The organism is Phascolarctobacterium faecium DSM 14760 (genome assembly GCF_003269275.1).
GTDB classification, from domain to species: Bacteria; Bacillota; Negativicutes; order Acidaminococcales; family Acidaminococcaceae; genus Phascolarctobacterium; species Phascolarctobacterium faecium.
This window is the reverse complement of the sequence record NZ_QLTS01000009.1, coordinates 17,364-35,416: the sequence shown is the minus strand read 5'-3', so window position 1 is coordinate 35,416 and position 18,053 is coordinate 17,364. Positions and strand designations below refer to the sequence as shown.

Annotated in this window: 20 protein-coding genes; all 20 read right to left on the bottom strand. The window is 43.1% G+C overall.

Annotated features, from left to right (window positions below):
- Nucleotides 1-178: 178 nt before the first annotated feature.
- The 20 genes from guaA to C8D73_RS09125 all read right to left on the bottom strand — a co-directional run bounded on the left by guaA (nucleotide 179) and on the right by C8D73_RS09125 (nucleotide 18,045).
- Nucleotides 179-1,720 (bottom strand): glutamine-hydrolyzing GMP synthase, encoded by a 1,542-nt coding sequence (gene guaA, locus C8D73_RS09220; protein WP_113078000.1) that lies wholly within the window; start codon nucleotides 1,718-1,720, stop codon nucleotides 179-181.
- Nucleotides 1,721-1,861: 141 nt separating this feature from the next.
- The gene (gene groL / locus C8D73_RS09215; RefSeq protein ID WP_021717025.1) at nucleotides 1,862-3,493 is read right to left on the bottom strand and encodes a chaperonin GroEL; all 1,632 of its coding nucleotides are present in this window, start codon (nucleotides 3,491-3,493) and stop codon (nucleotides 1,862-1,864) included.
- 48 nt (nucleotides 3,494-3,541) lie between these two features.
- Nucleotides 3,542-3,826: a co-chaperone GroES gene (groES, locus tag C8D73_RS09210; protein ID WP_113077999.1), complete on the bottom strand. Its 285-nt coding sequence runs from the start codon at nucleotides 3,824-3,826 to the stop codon at nucleotides 3,542-3,544.
- 196 nt (nucleotides 3,827-4,022) lie between these two features.
- Nucleotides 4,023-4,607, bottom strand: a complete 585-nt coding sequence (locus tag C8D73_RS09205) for an ANTAR domain-containing response regulator (RefSeq protein ID WP_113077998.1) — start codon at nucleotides 4,605-4,607, stop codon at nucleotides 4,023-4,025.
- Nucleotides 4,604-5,986: a PAS domain-containing sensor histidine kinase gene (locus C8D73_RS09200; RefSeq protein WP_170123200.1), complete on the bottom strand. Its 1,383-nt coding sequence runs from the start codon at nucleotides 5,984-5,986 to the stop codon at nucleotides 4,604-4,606. Before C8D73_RS09200 ends, C8D73_RS09205 begins: the two co-directional genes overlap by 4 nt.
- Before the next feature lie 161 nt (nucleotides 5,987-6,147).
- A complete protein-coding gene (tsaD, locus tag C8D73_RS09195; RefSeq protein ID WP_113077996.1) occupies nucleotides 6,148-7,161 on the bottom strand; it encodes a tRNA (adenosine(37)-N6)-threonylcarbamoyltransferase complex transferase subunit TsaD in 1,014 nt (337 codons plus the stop codon).
- Nucleotides 7,154-7,603: a ribosomal protein S18-alanine N-acetyltransferase gene (gene rimI / locus C8D73_RS09190; RefSeq protein ID WP_049896720.1), complete on the bottom strand. Its 450-nt coding sequence runs from the start codon at nucleotides 7,601-7,603 to the stop codon at nucleotides 7,154-7,156. Before rimI ends, tsaD begins: the two co-directional genes overlap by 8 nt.
- Nucleotides 7,603-8,295: a tRNA (adenosine(37)-N6)-threonylcarbamoyltransferase complex dimerization subunit type 1 TsaB gene (gene tsaB, locus C8D73_RS09185; RefSeq protein WP_113077995.1), complete on the bottom strand. Its 693-nt coding sequence runs from the start codon at nucleotides 8,293-8,295 to the stop codon at nucleotides 7,603-7,605. Before tsaB ends, rimI begins: the two co-directional genes overlap by 1 nt.
- The gene (tsaE, locus tag C8D73_RS09180; RefSeq protein ID WP_021717018.1) at nucleotides 8,276-8,746 is read right to left on the bottom strand and encodes a tRNA (adenosine(37)-N6)-threonylcarbamoyltransferase complex ATPase subunit type 1 TsaE; all 471 of its coding nucleotides are present in this window, start codon (nucleotides 8,744-8,746) and stop codon (nucleotides 8,276-8,278) included. Before tsaE ends, tsaB begins: the two co-directional genes overlap by 20 nt.
- A gap of 56 nt (nucleotides 8,747-8,802) precedes the next feature.
- A complete protein-coding gene (locus C8D73_RS09175; RefSeq protein ID WP_167457072.1) occupies nucleotides 8,803-9,351 on the bottom strand; it encodes a GerMN domain-containing protein in 549 nt (182 codons plus the stop codon).
- Nucleotides 9,352-9,365: 14 nt separating this feature from the next.
- Nucleotides 9,366-10,445, bottom strand: coding sequence for an N-acetylmuramoyl-L-alanine amidase family protein (locus C8D73_RS09170; protein WP_231997907.1), 1,080 nt, complete (start codon nucleotides 10,443-10,445; stop codon nucleotides 9,366-9,368).
- A 104-nt stretch (nucleotides 10,446-10,549) separates the two neighbouring features.
- The gene (locus C8D73_RS09165; protein ID WP_021717015.1) at nucleotides 10,550-12,103 is read right to left on the bottom strand and encodes a bifunctional ADP-dependent NAD(P)H-hydrate dehydratase/NAD(P)H-hydrate epimerase; all 1,554 of its coding nucleotides are present in this window, start codon (nucleotides 12,101-12,103) and stop codon (nucleotides 10,550-10,552) included.
- A 2-nt stretch (nucleotides 12,104-12,105) separates the two neighbouring features.
- Nucleotides 12,106-12,477 (bottom strand): holo-ACP synthase, encoded by a 372-nt coding sequence (gene acpS, locus C8D73_RS09160; protein WP_113077993.1) that lies wholly within the window; start codon nucleotides 12,475-12,477, stop codon nucleotides 12,106-12,108.
- A gap of 148 nt (nucleotides 12,478-12,625) precedes the next feature.
- On the bottom strand, nucleotides 12,626-13,069 hold the full coding sequence (locus C8D73_RS09155) for a C-GCAxxG-C-C family protein (RefSeq protein WP_021717013.1): 444 nt from the start codon (nucleotides 13,067-13,069) through the stop codon (nucleotides 12,626-12,628).
- Nucleotides 13,070-13,211: 142 nt separating this feature from the next.
- The gene (locus C8D73_RS09150) at nucleotides 13,212-13,598 is read right to left on the bottom strand and encodes a desulfoferrodoxin family protein (protein WP_021717012.1); all 387 of its coding nucleotides are present in this window, start codon (nucleotides 13,596-13,598) and stop codon (nucleotides 13,212-13,214) included.
- A gap of 59 nt (nucleotides 13,599-13,657) precedes the next feature.
- Nucleotides 13,658-14,479 carry a ZIP family metal transporter gene (locus C8D73_RS09145; RefSeq protein WP_227203039.1) on the bottom strand — a complete coding sequence of 274 codons (822 nt, stop codon included), beginning with the start codon at nucleotides 14,477-14,479 and terminating at the stop codon, nucleotides 13,658-13,660.
- 235 nt (nucleotides 14,480-14,714) lie between these two features.
- A complete protein-coding gene (locus C8D73_RS09140; RefSeq protein WP_113077992.1) occupies nucleotides 14,715-15,131 on the bottom strand; it encodes a flavodoxin in 417 nt (138 codons plus the stop codon).
- Nucleotides 15,132-15,143: 12 nt separating this feature from the next.
- Nucleotides 15,144-15,722 (bottom strand): DUF3793 family protein, encoded by a 579-nt coding sequence (locus C8D73_RS09135; protein WP_021717009.1) that lies wholly within the window; start codon nucleotides 15,720-15,722, stop codon nucleotides 15,144-15,146.
- 222 nt (nucleotides 15,723-15,944) lie between these two features.
- Nucleotides 15,945-16,592: a uracil-DNA glycosylase gene (locus C8D73_RS09130; RefSeq protein WP_113077990.1), complete on the bottom strand. Its 648-nt coding sequence runs from the start codon at nucleotides 16,590-16,592 to the stop codon at nucleotides 15,945-15,947.
- Between the two features lie 31 nt (nucleotides 16,593-16,623).
- On the bottom strand, nucleotides 16,624-18,045 hold the full coding sequence (locus tag C8D73_RS09125; RefSeq protein ID WP_021717007.1) for a lipase family protein: 1,422 nt from the start codon (nucleotides 18,043-18,045) through the stop codon (nucleotides 16,624-16,626).
- Nucleotides 18,046-18,053 lie beyond the last annotated feature (8 nt).

Below are 18,053 nucleotides of genomic sequence, written 5' to 3'. Positions count from 1 at the left end.
TAATCATTATAATTTCCCAGATATCTATCAACAGAAAAATAACTGCTGTTACTACAAATGCTCTCCCGTGTATTCATACAAACATCTACTATCCAAATATATATATATTTGGATTTCTAAAACACCAAATAAAAACCGCAGTTCATAAAAATGGACTGCGGTTTTATTTAGTATCTTTTTATTCCCACTCAATCGTTGCAGGCGGTTTAGATGTAATATCGTAAACAATGCGGTTAACGCCTTGCACTTCATTGACAATACGTCTGGAAATAATATCCAGAACACTGAAAGGAATATGCGCCCAATCAGAGGTCATACCATCACTGCTGGTTACAGCACGCAGTGCAACGGTATGCGAATATGTCCGTCCATCCCCCATAACGCCTACAGAACGGATATTGGGCAGACACGCAAAATACTGCCATATTTTGCGCTCTAAACCAGCTTTAGCAATTTCTTCTCGAAAGATAGCATCAGCTTCACGAGTTATTTCTAATTTCTCCTGAGTAACTTCCCCTAGCACACGGATAGCTAAACCAGGTCCAGGAAATGGCTGACGCCAGACTAAGGCAGAAGGTATTCCCAATTCTTCTCCGACAGCACGAACTTCGTCTTTAAACAGTTCGCGCAGCGGTTCAATCAAAGCCAACCGCATATCCTCCGGCAAGCCGCCAACATTATGGTGGCTTTTGATTGTCGCTGAAGTACTGGTACCGCTTTCGACAACATCAGGATAAATAGTTCCCTGCACCAGAAAATCTACCTTGCCCAGTTTATTAGATTCTTCTTCAAAAACACGAATAAATTCTTCACCGATAATCTTGCGCTTCGTTTCAGGATCAGACACACCTGCCAACCGGCCAAGAAAGCGCTCCGCTGCATTGACGCGGATCAGATTCATATCAAATTGTTCTTTAAAAACCGTTTCGACCTGATCGCCTTCATCTTTACGCAGCAGGCCGTGATCTACAAAAACACAGGTCAGCTGCTTACCCACTGCTTTATGTACTAATACTGCCGCAACGGAAGAATCAACCCCGCCGGACAATGCACAGAGAACTTTTTTATCGCCAACGGCCTCTTTAATCTCGGCAATTTTACGCTGTGCAAAACTGCTCATAGTCCAGTCACCTTTAACTCCGCAGACGTCAAACAGGAAATTAGAAATCATCTTACGTCCAAATGGTGTATGCTCCACTTCAGGATGGAACTGCACTCCATATAATTTACGCAAATCATTAGCCATTCCGGCTACAGGGCATTCACTTGTATCAGCAGTTACTACAAATCCCTCCGGGACCTCTGACACATAATCAGTGTGGCTCATCCAGGAAATATTGTGCTCTTCGATATCCTTAAAAAGAATATTATTTTTATTGAGTTTTACAGCCGTTTTCCCGTACTCACGCACATCAGCGCTTTCAACTCTGCCTCCTAGCGTCTGAGTCATCAGCTGATGTCCATAGCAAATACCAAGTACAGGTACGCCTAGTTCAAATACGCCAGGATCGATCTTAGGAGTATCATCACCATAAACACTATTAGGCCCGCCTGTAAAGATGATCCCTTTAGGGTTTTTAGCTTTGATTTGTTCTAAAGTGTAGGTATAGGGAACTATTTCACAGTAAACGCCGCATTCCCTTACACGCCTGGCGATCAATTGGTTATACTGACCGCCGAAATCGATAACTAAGATCATTTCATGGTTACCTGTTTGCATATTGCTGTAAGCCTCCTCAAAATAATTTAACTAATAATGTATAATATAATATCATACAATAATCACGCTGAAATTGCAATGCAAAAGGCCCCGTACAATAAGTACGGGGCCTTGGACTTTCAATGTACAGATGTAAATTTATTACATCATACCCGGCATTCCGCCACCCATCGGCATACCACCCATAGGAGCAGCGCCTTCTTTTGCAGGCTTATCAGCAACAACAGATTCAGTAGTCAAAACCATAGCTGCGATGCTGGCTGCATTTTGCAGAGCACTGCGGGTAACCTTAGTAGGATCAACGATACCAGCTTCGATCATATCAACGTATTCCTCGGTCAAAGCGTTAAAACCAAAACCTCTGCGGGAACGTTTAATCGTATCAACGATAACTGCGCCTTCCAATCCGGCATTATAAGCTATTTGACGTACCGGTTCTTCAATAGCGCGTTTAACGATTTCTACGCCGGTTTTTTCGTCGCCTGTTACTTTGATTTTGCTTAAAGCAGTTTGCACCTGCAGCAGAGCAGTACCGCCGCCTGCAACAATACCCTCAGCAACTGCTGCACGAGTAGCGTTCAAAGCATCTTCAATACGCAGTTTTTTATCTTTAAGCTCAACTTCAGTAGCAGCACCAACTTTAATAACAGCTACGCCGCCTGCAAGTTTAGCCAAACGCTCTTGTAATTTTTCTTTGTCAAATTCAGAAGTAGTTTCAGGGATCTGAGCACGGATTTGAGCAACGCGTGCTGCAATTTCTTCTTTGTTACCGCCGCCATCAACGATAGTAGTCAATTCCTTGGTTACGCGGACCTGGCTGGCGCTACCCAAATCTTCCATGCTGGCGCTGTCAAGCTTACGTCCAACTTCTTCGCTGATAACTGTTGCTCCGGTAAGAATAGCAATATCCTGCAGCATAGCTTTACGGCGATCACCGAAACCAGGAGCTTTAACAGCTACAGCCTTGAAGGTACCGCGAAGTTTATTCACAACCAAAGTTGCCAAAGCTTCGCCTTCAATATCTTCAGCGATAATAAGTAATTCCCGGCCGCCTTGGACGACTTTTTCAAGTACAGGCATAATATCCTGAATCATAGTAATTTTACGGTCTGTGATGAGTACGAGCGGGTTGTTAAGAACTGCTTCCATTTTATCAGGATCTGTTGCCATATAAGGAGAAATATAACCGCGGTCAAATTGCATACCTTCAACAGTCTCCAGACAGGTTTCCATAGTTTTGGATTCTTCAACAGTAATAACACCGTCGTCGCCGACCTTTTCCATAGCGTCAGCAATCAGACCGCCGATTTCTTCATCAGCTGCAGAAATAGATGCAACCTGAGCTTTAGCTTCTTTAGTCTCAACCTTTTTAGAAACAGCCTGCAGTTCTTCTACCAAAACGTCAACAGCTTTTTGAATACCTTTTTTCAGCACCATTGGATTAGCGCCGGCAGCAACATTGCGCATGCCCTCACGAACCATAGCCTGTGCCAAAACAGTAGCAGTGGTAGTACCGTCACCGGCAACATCGTTAGTTTTTGTAGCAACTTCTTTTACAAGCTGCGCACCCATATTTTCAAAAGGATCTTCAAGTTCAATATCACGGGCAATAGTTACGCCATCGTTAGTAATAGTTGGCGCGCCAAATTTCTTTTCGAGCACTACATTACGTCCTTTAGGACCAAGGGTTACCTTTACTGCATCTGCTAATGCATTGACACCGCGTTCTAAACTACGGCGAGCTTCTTCGTTAAATTTTATTTCCTTTGCCATTTCAAATACACTCCTTTATATTTCACTTTTTTAGTAAAAAATCATTACTTAGAGAACAGCAAGCACATCGCGTTCGCTGAGGATCAAATAATCTTTACCGTCATATTTAAATTCAGTTCCGGAATATTTTGCAAATACAACCTCATCGCCAGCTTTAACTTCAGGAGCGACACGAGTACCGTTATCCAGCACTTTACCTGCGCCTACGGCAACGACCTTACCAGTTTGCGGTTTCTCTTTAGAAGCCGTATCCGGCAAATAAATACCGCTGGAAGTTTTTTCCTCTTTTACTGTAAGTTCTACAACGATGTGATCTGCTAATGGTTTCAACATTTTCAAGTCCCCTTTCAGATGCCTATATAAATTTTTTATTTTTCTTTTGTTAGCACTCATTATTGTCGAGTGCTAATTACATTTATTATTATATCCGTTTCCTAAAAAAATGCAAGACAATTCCTGTAAAATTTTTTGACAAAAAAGTGAAAAATTCACGCAGCCTCTCAATTCCTCCTGCGTGAATTTTTTATATTTATTTATTTTTTAATGCTGATGCAATTACCGCTTCAGCCAACTCCTTAATGGAAATACGCCTGTTCATACTGTACTGCTGCATTTTTCGATATGCTTCCTGTTCCGTAAATCCATGTGCTGACATTAAAATTCCTTTAGCCCGATCAAGCAGTTTTCTTGTTTCCAAACTTTCTTTTAATAATCCCAGCTCCGCCCCCAGGGCTTTGATTTCTTCAAAACGAGAAATTGCTATCTCCATTGCCGGAAATAACTGTTCTTCACGAACCGGCTTCACTAAATATCCCAATACACCCGAACTTTTTGCCTGCGATACAATCTCCTGTTGACTGTAGGCTGTCAGCAAAAGTACTGGAGCCAGATGCTCGTCGGTAATGATTTTAGAAGCTGTAAGCCCATCCATTTGCGGCATTTTCACATCCATGATCACAAGGTCAGGCTGCAGAGCTCTCGTCATGGCAACTGCATCTTCACCGTTATTGGCTTCACCTGCAACTTCATGTCCTCCCTCTGTCAGCATTTCTCTGATATCAAGACGAATAAGCGCCTCATCATCAGCTAAAACAACTTTCAAAGTATTTTTCATTCTGACCCCTCCAACTCTGACGGTATGGTAACTACAGCACAAGTCCCCTGTTTCAGGGCTTCTATTGTAAAAGTACCGCGAAGATCTGCTTCCACCATAGTTTTTATTATTTTCAGGCCTAAACTGGTTTGCTCATCTAAAACAAAACCCGGCGGCAAACCATTACCGTCATCACAGATTTTTAAGCAATAACTTCCAGGGATTTTATAAAACTCAACATCAAGCCGGCCGCTGCTGCGGCCTGCAAAAGCATGGTCCAGTGAATTTTGCAAAAGCTCGTTCAGAACCAAAGCAATGCTTGTTGCTTTATCGGAAGGCAGCAAAACATTATCCGCTTTAAAGCTTGTCTGCAATTTAAGATTAGGGTCTGCCATACTGGCAATAATGGCTTCATAAATTCCCTGCGCTGCCACAGCTACATCAATTTTACCGCTATCCTGCTGTGAAAGAAATTCATGTACAACAGCGATACTGGTAACCCTGTTAATACAGTCACGCAATACCATTTTCGTTTCGTCTGTATGAGCCCTGCGTGCCTGCAGTCTCAACAGGCTGGCGATAGTCTGCAAATTGTTTTTAACGCGATGATGTATTTCCCGAATAACTACAGATTTGATAAGCAGCTCTGTATCTTTCTTTTTCAGCTCTGTTATATCCTGTAGAATAACAATAGCGGCCGCTGTATCAGGCCTGTTCGTAACAGGGATCACCCTCATTGCAAGCAGCAGCCCTTGCATGTCTATTTCCTTTCCTTCAGCGACACCCGTCTTCAGCACCATACCAACCAAAGGCCAGTTGATCTGCAAACTGTTTGTCCTTCGTCCAACTAAATTAGATAAGCCCTGCACTTTAAAAAGATGTCTGGCCGTCCTGTTCGCGGCTATAATGACCTTGTCCTTATCAACGATCATCAACCCGTCGCCAGGCAGCAATCTGCCGTAATAATTACTGCTCAAAATCTGTCGGCCGGTATTTTTTAAAAACTCCACTGCCGTCATAATGAAAAGTTCTTCCGGTTCATTGGTATCAAAAGCAACTACGGCAAAACATTTTCCTTTACTATCTTGAATAGGATAAACACGCAAATCGACGAAAAGCCCCAGCGACAGCTCACGTTTCCCTGACAAAGGCACACCTCTCTGCAGTGCCCGCTGCACTAAAGGCTCCTCATTACCGCGCAGTTCGCGACCTGTTTTATCAGGCAGTTCACCCAAAAATTGCGTTCTTGGCAGTTCCTGATGATAAATATACAGAAATTTGGGGTTATCATCCCAAACATACATCGTTATGCATGCATGAGCAACATCGGCAGCAAAAGCTGAGCCGACTTTCATAGAGGATAAAATATTTTTTTGTTCTACAGTCAAATTCTTGGGCATATCATTCATTCCCCTGTTTCTTATTACCTTGTTTATCCCCATCAATCCACAGTTTTTTCCACATTATCCACAGACTTATGCACAGCAAGAACTGTTTTTTAGCTATATTTCAGCATTTTATCCACAAAATCCACAAGTTCTTTTACTTCAGTGGACACTGTTCAACCTAATTTTAACGATGGAACAGCGTTCAAATCCAGAGGACTATATTCACCGTTCTGATACATAAAATAACCACGGCAAGCTATCATTACAGCATTATCAGTGCATAAAATCGGAGTTGGATGTACCAAACTTGCTCCAATCCCGCCTACAGCATCAGCTAACGCTGTTTGTAAATGTTTATTAGCCGAAACACCACCGGCCAGAACTATTTTTTTCAAACCGGTTTCCTGCAGCGCATGCACACTTTTCTGCACCAGCACATCTACAATCGCTTCCTGAAATGAAGCGGCCACATCGGCTTTATTTACTTCACGGCCTGCCTGCTGTTCGTTATGCAGATAATTGATTACAGCTGACTTTAAGCCGCTGAAACTAAACTGATAATCTTCCTTCAAAAGTGCCCGCGGAAAATCGATCGCCTGCGGATTCCCCGCTGCCGCCAATTCTTCTATTTCCGGTCCTCCTGGATATTGCAGACCCATCACACGTGCAATTTTATCAAAAGCTTCACCTGCAGCATCGTCACGAGTTTGTCCCAGTAATTCAAAGCTGTTATAATCAGTTACCTTTAGCAGCGCCGTATGCCCGCCGCTTACTACTAAAGCCATAAAAGGAGGTTCCAGATCTTTATCATTCAAAAAATTGGCAAAAACATGTCCCTCCAAATGATTGACACCAATCAGCGGCTTGTCATTAGCCCAAGCCAGCGCTTTGGCAGCCGATACACCAACTAGAAGCGCCCCTACAAGCCCTGGTCCATAAGTTACTGCGACAGCGTCTATTTCTTCCAGCTTCACATTAGCCTGACGCAGTGCTTCGTCAATAACCGGCAAAATATTTTCAATATGTTTACGCGAAGCTATCTCCGGTACAACACCGCCAAATTTTCGATGGATAACAATCTGTGAGGAAATAATATTCGAAAGCACTTCACGTCCATTTTTGACTACGGCAGCCGCAGTTTCATCACAACTGCTTTCAATGCCCAAAATATACACGTCTTTAGACATCAGGCTTACCCTCCTTATATAACCACATGATTATTGCATTTTCATGATTATCTTCATAATAATTTGGTCTTATCCCCTCGCTGGCAAAACCGCAGGTCAAATAAACCTTTTGCGCTGCAATATTGCTCTCACGCACTTCCAAAGTCACCGCCACAGCGCCAAGTTCCCATGCCTTATTGATCAGGGCTGCTGTCAAGCGTGTTCCCAAGCCGTGTTCACGTTCTTCAGCAGCAACCGCGACTCTGGTTATCTGCGCTTCCCCTGCCACCAGCCAAAACCCGGCATAACCAAGAATACGCCCAGCATCTTCTAAAACAAGATATGTTGTTAAGCTGTTATTCAACTCATCCAGCCACATACTTGGGCTCCAAACATCAAAAAAAGACTTTTCATCTATGCTGCTGACAGCAGTCAAATCTGCCGCTGTCAAAGTCCTTATCATTATTCCTGCTGGCGTTTTTCCCATAATTCTTCAGCCTCTGATCTTCTAATGTAATAAGGTTCTAAACCAAAAATATCACCGGTATTATCAGGATCATACTCGGCTTCCGCCAAAAGCGCTACCGAGGCAGCCTGCGGCCAACATAAATGTGCTGGAGCCTTTCGGCACCACGAAGGCAAATCGGCAAGGTCAATTTTCTGGCATTCTCCCAATAATAAAGCAGGCATACCCAAAACAGCTATATTTTCCAAAAGCTTCTTGCGATCTACAACTTTGATCTCCTGATGCTCTATGAGTGTCCCCTGCTGCCATTCATAAATCGCCTGATAAAAATTGCCTTTTTGTGCGTCTAAAACAGGTGATAATACATAACCGTCTATCGGCAGATTATAGGCAAGCGCTTTCAGCGTATTGACCCCGCAGATAGGTTTATGCCAGCTATAAGCCATTGCTTCTGCCGATGCCAGGCCAATCCTCAAACCGGTAAAAGACCCCGGCCCCATACTGACTGCTAAAAGATCGATCTCATTTTTAGTGATCTTAGTCCGTGTTAAAAGCTGCTCAAGCTGCGGCATAAGCCCCTCAGAATGAGTCATGCCCATATTGATCCTATATTCTGCCAAAATTTGTCCATCACGACACAAACCCACGGCACAGACTTTAGTTGCCGTATCAATGGCTAAAGTCAGCATTTTTTTCCACTTCCTCACATAATTCCAGATACCTTTCACCATTAGGGAGCAATTGTATCAAACGGCCTTCCGGAACAATTTTTATGTAGATATCAAGACTTTCTTCAGGCATTTCCTCTAAAAAATTATCCGCCCATTCGATAAGAGTCAGCCCTTCACCGCCAACATATTCCCCATAGCCGATATTTTCCAATTCTTCAACAGTATTCAGCCTGTATAAATCAAAATGCCTGATCTCCATTTTACCATGATACACATTCATAATCGAAAACGTTGGACTGTTTATTTCACTGGCATCAACCCCCTGTGCCATAGCTATTTCACGACACAACAAAGTTTTACCGGCACCTAACTCCCCACAAAGACAAAAAACATCCCCGTTTTTAGCAAGCCTTCCCAAAAGTTTTCCTAACGCTTCCATCGTTTCAATATTACCACAAAAATACTCCATCAACAGCACTCCCATTTCAAAAAAGCAGTACCGACTTTTGCCGATACTGCTCCCGTTTATTTTTTCAATAAAGTAGTATTACGTTCCAAAGGATCTAAAATATCAGTATGTCCTTTCAAGGACGCAATTTTTTTACCATCAACTAAAATCTGTACTTTTTTTATCTCCGGAAACTCTGTCAGAGTGTTGACAATAGCAGTTGTCAGCATCAGCTCAGTATAGGATCCCTGCGGTACATTGGTTATTTCCTTGGAAAAATCAACATAAGCAGTCCCATCTTCTATCTTCATTGTTCTGATTTTTGTCCCTTTAGGAAACAGACTGACCATTTTCGCAGTATCCTGCGGACTGCTGTTTACCAAAATATCCAACGCAATCTCCGGAGCAGTCATCGCGCCGGCTTTGCGGGTTACCTTTTCCGGCAACAGATATTCCTCTCCGTTGACAGGTGCACGATACACCGTTACCGTAATTTCTTGATTCTTATTATTCTGCGTTTGTTTAGTTTCAGGCTGCGGGATAACCGTAGCAGTTTGATCATCACTGCAGCCTGCAACTAACACGCAGAGCATCAAAGTGCAGATTACTGCAAATTTCTTTAACATATTGGCCTCCCACATCATTTAAAATAGTCCTCGATACCATCAGCAATCGCCTTAGCCAGCTTACTTTGAAACCAGTTGCTGTTCAGCAGTTTTTCTTCTTTGGCATTAGTTATAAATGCCATTTCGATTAATGCCGACGGCATACTGCTGCGTTTATTGACGTAGAAGTTTGCCTGACGTATACCTAAATCATCCAAACCAAAATTATTAGTCATCCGTTTTTGAATGGCCGTAGCTACACGTGCATCATGACTTGTTTTCGGATAATAATAGGACGAGAAGCCGCCTACGTTTTTATTGACAGAAGCATTGATATGCAGACTGATAAAGAGATCAGCAGCACTGTTTTCAGCTACATCGACACGCGCCTGAAGCTCCTGCGCGTCTGTAGCATTTACGCCATAAACGTCAACATCTTTAACACGTGTCATTGTAACTTTAGCGCCTTTTTTCTTCAGCAGTTCTTCAACTTTCTGCGTTATTTTTAAAGTAATATCTTTTTCTTTAGTTCCTTTTGCCCCAACAGCTCCCGGATCACTGCCTCCATGTCCTGCGTCCAGCGTAATTCGTTTATCCTTCAGCCCGCCGCTGGTACGATAGGCAGTTTTACTAACAGCAGGCGTCGGTGTTTTATCTGTAGTAGTTTTACCGCCTGCAGGTGTTGTTTTGGCAGGTTCAGATGCCTGACGTTTATTAGCCATAACATCAATAACGATTCTGTCCGGTCTTTTGGTAACAGGATCTTTTTTTAAGGTAAACCCCTTATAATCTTTACTGCCAATGGCCTTTTGCAGAGGCACCTTCAGTACGGTTTTACCTTCCGACGTATCTAAACGCATTTCATTGGCAATATCGCTCTTTATCTTATGAGCACGGCCAACTTTGCTATTTAAATCTGCATCCATAGTTATCAGCATCGTATTGCCGTCAAAAGTTATTTTATAACCTGTCGGTTTATCACAGTCCACCACAAAACGCAGCACATTGGTTTTATCAACTCCCCAACGAACATCTGTTATTTCTGAGGCAAAAGCCGTTAAACTAAACATCAAACAGCTTACAAGTGCAAAAACAAAAACTAATTTCTTCTGCAAACGGCATCTCCCTTTCTTTCATCTCTAATACTTAATTTTATCATTTAAGCGTAAGTATTGTAAACATACCCTAACTTTTATCTGCAAAATTTAAGTGAAATCTTTTATTCTCCCTGCTCAATAATTCTGCGGGCCTGTGGCAAGTACTGGCTGATTTCTCCTGCTGCCATACCAATAATCCCTTTACTGGCCAAATCGCCAGCCAGCCCGTGCATATATACACCAGCTAACGCCGCTTCCTGTACAGAAATCCCCTGCGCAGCCAACCCGGCAATAATTCCTGTGAGCACATCACCGCTGCCGCCTGTAGCCATAGCACTGTTGCCGGTAGTATTGATATAAACATTGCCGTCAGGACAGCCTATAACAGTAGGAGCGCCTTTCAAAACGAGGACAGCATCCCACTCAGCAGCATATTTGCCTGCCAATTCCAGGCGTCTTGCGTCAACTTCAGCCGCTTCCAAATCCAACAGCCTTCCCAACTCTCCCGGATGCGGCGTTAAAACTTTCGGAGCCCTCATGGTATTTAAAATACCAACATGTCCCTGCAATGCAGTCAACGCATCGGCATCGATAATCACCGGCACTTCCACCGACTGCAAAATTTCCCGAATAACTTCCACCGTACTTCCAGACGTACCAAGACCAGGACCTATAGCCAAAACATCAGCTCTGCCGGCTTTGTCCAGCACTGCACCAGTGGCTCCTCCACCTAAAGCTCCCGGCATCCGCTCGATCAAACCTTCGACCATAATTTCTGTCAGTTTCACCGCTAATACTTCACGACTGCAAAGCGGCGTCAGCAAACTTACCAGACCAGCACCTGCCTTAACAGCCGCTTCCGAGCATAACGCAGCCGCACCTGTAAAACCCGGTGATCCAGCGGTGATAACTACCCTTCCCGCTTCACCCTTATGGCAGTTTCCATTTCTCTGCGGCAGTAAATCACAAGCAATATTCTCAGTTAACAAAAACTTTTTACTATCCATACGTTCTAAAAGTATTTTAGGCATACCAATATCGGCAACTATAATTTCTCCGCTTAATTCAGCTGCCGGATACAAAAACAAACCTGGTTTGGCAAGTGCCATAGTAACTGTAATATCTGCCTGCACGGCATTTTTATCTGCACTGCCTGTATCAGCACTGACACCGCTTGGTACATCAATGGACACAACCGGCACAGCAATACTGTTCATTAAACCACAGGCACGTTGCTGTACCCCATGTAAAACGCCATTAAACCCTGTTCCTAAAACAGCATCTATCACCAAATCAGCCTGGCGGCAACTAACTTCCGCTACATCCCAGCTGCCTCTGTCTTCCTTAAGTGCAAATAGTTCAATACCACACTTCCGGCAAATACGCAGCTGCGCAGCAGCATCTCCTGTAAGTTCCTGCCACGGTGATACAAGAAAAACCTTTACCCGCGCTCCCTGATTGGACAGCCACCGTGCAGCAGCAAAACCATCACCGCCATTATTGCCCTTACCTGTAAAAACAACAATATTTTTCCCAAAACAATCTTCTAAAAAATCCGCAGCTGTTTCCGCTACAGCTTTACCAGCATTTTCCATCAGCACCATTGTCGGCAAGCCGATCTGTTCTGCAGACTGCTGATCTAAACTCTGCATTTCCTTAGCAAAAACCAGTTTCATCCTTATCCCTCCAATACAACCTGGGCCATAGCAAGTTCTTTAGTATGGCTCAACGAAAGATATATTTCTTTGACACCGCGTTCTTCAGCCAGAGTAGCAAAATAACCGCTCAAACGCAAACTCGGCTTTCCCATACAGTCATTATAAACTTCAATATCTATAAGCTTGCCGCCCCTCAAGCCTGTTCCCAAAGCTTTCAGCAAAGCTTCTTTAGCCGCAAATCTTGCTGCGTAACTTGCAAATTTCTGCATGCCACGGGCTTCACAATATTCTTGTTCAGCAGGAGAAAAAACTCTTGCCGCAAACATTTCTATTGTCAGAGCTTTTTTCACTCTATAAATTTCTGTTAGATCACAACCGATTCCAACAATCACCAGCTACGCCCCCTCATAACCTTTTCCAATAAATACTGCTTGGCAAACAGCATAATATATTTATATTATACATCCAGGTTACGTTTTCCTGCTATTTTATTTAATAAAATAGCTCAGCACCCTAACCGGTACTGAGCTAAATCCTTTATTATACTGTAAGCAAACCTTTTTCTTCTAAAAACTCTGCTAAAAATTTACCAATACGATTTGTAAGTTTCAAACAGTTTTTCAGGTGGTCACGAGTATTGAATTCGTACGGCATCAGATCTTTACACATTGTTGATCCAAATTCTTTTTCAAAACGATCGTGAAATTCTTTGGTAACAGGATAAATTTCTTTCAATGGTTTTTCTTCAGGAGTATTCCGTCCGATCAATGTACTGATAACCATTGTGCAACCGACTAAAGCGCCGCAAATATTACGGGCATGGCCAATACCGCCGCCAAATCCTGAGGCCAGGCGAAAAGCGTTATCATCAATATTTACGCCAGCATATTTGCGAAAAGCTTCAACTATCGCTTCGCTGCAATTATAACCACTCTTAAAAGCATTACCGACTTCTATGCCCATTTTTTCACTGAATTCACTCATTTCTCGTCCCTCCTTTAATATCACTTATATGACTTAATTCTATCAGCTCTATAAAAAGTCCTGCTATATAAAGCTACGTCTATTATATTATTTAAAAATAAAAACAGGACGGCAAAATCCGTCCTGTTTTTATTACAAACTTCTATTCAACTTTTGTAAGCCATAAGCCGTGTAGATTGCAGTATTCATAAACACCTACTACCTTGTCGCCGCCAGCCAATGCAAACTCAGCTTCCGGTTTAGAACCAACAGCCAGTTTCTTCCGTTGGCCGCCCTGTTCTGTCTCCAGATAGATCCAGGCAATATGATGTTCCTCTGTCATAGGATGCTCAACACTGCCAACTTTTACTTTTACAATATTACCTTCAATAGTAACTACCGGCAGATGTTTTTCCTGTGAAGCCTCCACTGTATTAGGTTTCAGTTCTGTCATAGGATCGCCGCAGCAAACGACATTTACGCCGCTGCTTTTGATCATACCAATCATATTACCACAATGTTTACAGATGTAGAACTTCTTTTCGCCCATTTGTACTCACTCCTTAATAAAATTTTATCACTTAATTGTAAATGCGGCTTCAGCCGCGCTTAACCTAAAGCTACGTCTAAAATCATCATAATCGCAAAACCAATAATAAACCCAATCGTCGAAAGGTCCGCACTTTCATGTTCTCCACCACTTTGAGACTCCGGTATCAGCTCTTCGACAACGACATACAGCATAGCACCGGCAGCAAAGGCTAAGGCATAAGGCAAAATAGCCTCCATGGAAGTAACCATCGCCGCACCAATAACACCAGCTATCGGTTCTACCAGCCCGGAAGCCTGGCCATACATAAAACTTTTCATCCGCGAAACACCTTCGCGCCGAAGTGGGATAGAAACTGCAGCACCTTCTGGGAAATTTTGAATACCAATTCCCAAAGCAACAGCTACAGCTGCCAGCAATCCTGTTTCGCTCATACTATTCGCCGCTGCTCCAAAAGCAACGCCAACCGCCAAACCTTCAGGTATATTATGCAGCGTAATTGAGAATACAAGTAAAATGCTACGACGCCAATTAGTTGGAATCCCCTCTACTTCCCCTTCTTTTGCAAAGAAATGCGCATGCGGCAGTATTCTATCCGCCAGCCACAAAAAAGCAGCACCACTCAAAAAACCAATAGCAGCAACAAGCCAGGCAGGCAAACTGCTTTTTTCCGCCATTTCTATGGCAGGAGCCAAAAGCGACCAAAAAGAAGCGGCAACCATAATACCTGCAGCAAAGCCCAGCATCATATTTAAAACCCTTTTGTTAATCTCTTTAAAGAAAAATACCATCGCCGCACCAAGCGCAGTCATGAACCAGGTAAAACCTGTTGCTATCAGAGCTAACAAAATCGGATCGTTGATCTTCATCAATGATTCCATTTAAACAACTCCTTACCTTTATCCTTATTATAAGCTACTTGTGATACGCTTTCAAGTAAGCTCTTTATTATATAAATTTTGTATTCGTTTATGACGTTTATTAAACATCCACTTAAAATAAAATGCAGATAACCGGAATCCCCGAAAGGACCCGGTTATCTGCATTTGGAGAAATGGAATATTAAAGGACATAACCACAGTCTGCTCTTACCGTAGTTATGACGGAGAAGTAAAGTTATGCTTTAGCTAAAGCCGCACCTAACTCGCGGCAGCTTTCAGCCATCGCTTCATCTGGGGCACCCAATACCAAAAGCCCCGGGGCAATCAATTCGGCACCAGCTGCTTTTATACGCTGTTCCCAATCACTCATATAACTTCCGCCCCAGCCATAAGAACCAAAAATCACAACCTTTTTCCCCTGCAAAAACGGTTCTAATGCAGTAAAGAACGGTTCAAACTCATATTCTTCCAGAACTTCAGCACCCATAGCACTGCATCCCAGTGCCAATGCTGAATATTCAGCCGCCTGTTCAGGAGTGATATCGCTAACGCTTTTGAGGTCTGCAGCAGTTCCAATACCTTCGGCCACAGCCTCAGCCATCAGTTTCGTATTACCGGTACCAGACCAATAAATAACAGGAATCTTTTCCATAATAAAACCTCCTTAAAAAGAAGCCGCTGCCAGATGTAAAGGTACGCCTTCAGCTACAGCCTTCAACAACCTGTCCCGGCATTTATTATATGCGTCAAACAAACGCTTGGCATGCTCGACATCATCATATACTTTCCAATAACCGCTGCATTTGCAATTCTTGCCTTTATTTTTAATAAAGCCTTGGATATCCGCTAACGGATAACCTAAAAATATACCAATTTCATGCGGAAAATCCTGGCTGCAGGATATCTTTGCCCCTAACTGTCGGAGCAATGAATGCACCGAACCAGACTTATAACCAAGTTCTTGTAAATAACAGCTTATCGCTTGCTTCTGCAGCAAATCTTCAAGCTGCTGCGGCTGGTAAACCAAAACCAAAGTTCGTGCCGCACAATGACATAAAACTTCAAAAGCAATCCCCTTATCGGCAAACTGTTCCGTATAATCAGCCAAAAGCGGCGCGACTACAGGCATAGATGCAGTAGGGCAGCTGACAAGATTGGCCGGTTTGATTCCAGTCAACGCCGGTGCGCAATGGAAAGCCAGCAATTCATCAAAACTTTTAAAGCCATGTAATTCAAACTGCATGATAACTCCTTTGGAAAAAGTTAGTTTAGCTAACCAAACGTAGCTACCGGCAAGGCTCCGGTTATTATTCATAAGTGATAAAAGAAAGAAGGGTCGAAATCACACCGTCTGGTTAGCCCCGTCTAACTTGATTTTGAGTATAACACAAAAATTCCAAGTTAGCAATACCTAACTTGGAATTTTTATATATTTTTTCCTTTTTATTCCGCAGCTTCTGAAAATTTATTTACGTCGTTGAAACAATTTAAAAAGGTCGGTTTTCTCTTCAGACATCAAATTATAATCAGGCACTGCCGCCAACGCTTTATCCCTTGCTGCCTCCAAATCATGAAAAACGTCCCATTTTGCTGCATTAAGCGCTTTAATATTACTGATGCGCAGTAAATACGCAGGATGAAAAGTCGCTATACAATCAAAACCATGTTTTGTTTTAAACCATTTACCACGGTCTCTGGTGATGCGCATATCCTGATTGCCAAGATAATGTAAAGCAACACTGCCCAAAGCAACCACAACTTTAGGCTGTAATATCGCCAACTCCTTGTCAAGCCAACGCTGTGCACAGAAATCTGCTTCTGCAATATTCGGCGTGCGGTTACCCTTAGGACGACATTTGATAACATTGGTCGTTAAAATACGGTCACGCGTCATCTTGGCAGCCCACAAAGCCTTATCCAACAACTGTCCAGACGGACCAATCAAAGGGCAGCCGTAGTCATCCTCCACGCCGCCAGGTCCTTCGCCCACAAAAACAATCGGACTGTCATAATTACCAAACCAGCCTACAGGAGCCTGTGCTGCTTCCCGCAGAGGGCATTCTCTGCAAGCCACTAATTCCTGGGCTAAACTTTCCAGCTTTTCTTGTTTCATACTTTTCTCACACCTATTTATAAAATTTTGATCATAGCCGGCGAGGCGAAGCGTGCTGATCTAACCTGACAAATGTCAGATGCTTTTTTAGCTCCTCACGGCTTTGCTCTAAAACAAAAGTTGTTGCCTGAATATTCCCGGAAACCGGTGAAACAAAACGTGCAAAACTATTCATCGTTATCAGTCTGCCATCAACTGTGAATACGCTTTGATTCATATTGATATACCATTTTTCCCTGTCATTGAGCACCCGTCCATCAATCTCAGCGATCAAAATATAATCTGCGCCCAGCTCCCGCGCTTTCTGATAAAATTTTTCCATTGCATAGACACTGTCGTCATAAAGTTTTGTTTCCGTATCTACGATCACATACCGCGGCAGCATCATTTGATACTCGTTCATAATAAACCTTTTAATATCAGGCACATAGTCCCTTTTATCTACCTCAAGACTGCTGCCGATCCAAACAGCTACTAACGGTTCCGTTCCTTCAAGTTTTTGCATGGGTAGTTTTTCACGTACACCGGCAGCCTCTGCTTTGTCCAAAGCTGCATAATATTCTCGCATGCTGTAATCAAAATACATTCCCATATCATGCTGAAAATCACTCAGCTTACGGGAAAGATTGTATTTATGATGCTTTCCAAACTGCTTGTAGCCTCCAAAAAATGTCTGCAGGCTGCCCGGCACAGGATCAGCATTATTAGTTATTCTGCGCAGATCTATCTTATCACCGTAGACTTCGGCAAAAGCAGCGTTGCCTATGGCAGGCGCGCCAAAAGTTATAACCGGCACACGATCTTTATCTATCCCCATACTTACAAGGCGTTCTGCCAGCAATGTAGCGACAGCTCCCCCCAGGCTATGCCCGGTAAGCAATACACGTGTATCTGTATTAGCCAAAATCTCATTAAACAAAACCTCATCAATACCGTCATCATTAGTATCGACCATTGTTTCTAAAACAGTATTGACGTAATCATTAAAGCCTTTATGTACCATTGGTACAGTTTTATCCTTTTCAGAATGTCCTGCATATTCAATAAATTCCTCAAGGCTGCGGCCGCCGTACGGCACCTTATCGGTGTTCAGGTTGACAGTCCAGTCACTCTTGCTGGCACTGCCGCGAAAAGCAACTATATAAACATCCCTGCCGCGTCGGGTTTTATTTTTTGCCACAATAAAATTGGCTTCCAATTTTCCTTTTTTTACTTTATGCGGTACTATCTTCCAGCCATAATCGCGCAAATAACCAAATTCCGGAGCATTTTCCGGGGAATATGCTCCTATACAGGCTGCTGCTGCAACTGTAGTCCAATGTGCATCACGATACGCCGCATCAATCATTTTCTTTTCCGCAGGCGTATACTCATGCGCCCAGCTTGTTCTAACCGGCACAAACACAACCAGCGCCAGCAGAACGCAAGTTAAAACCTTTATTATTGAGCGCATACTGCACC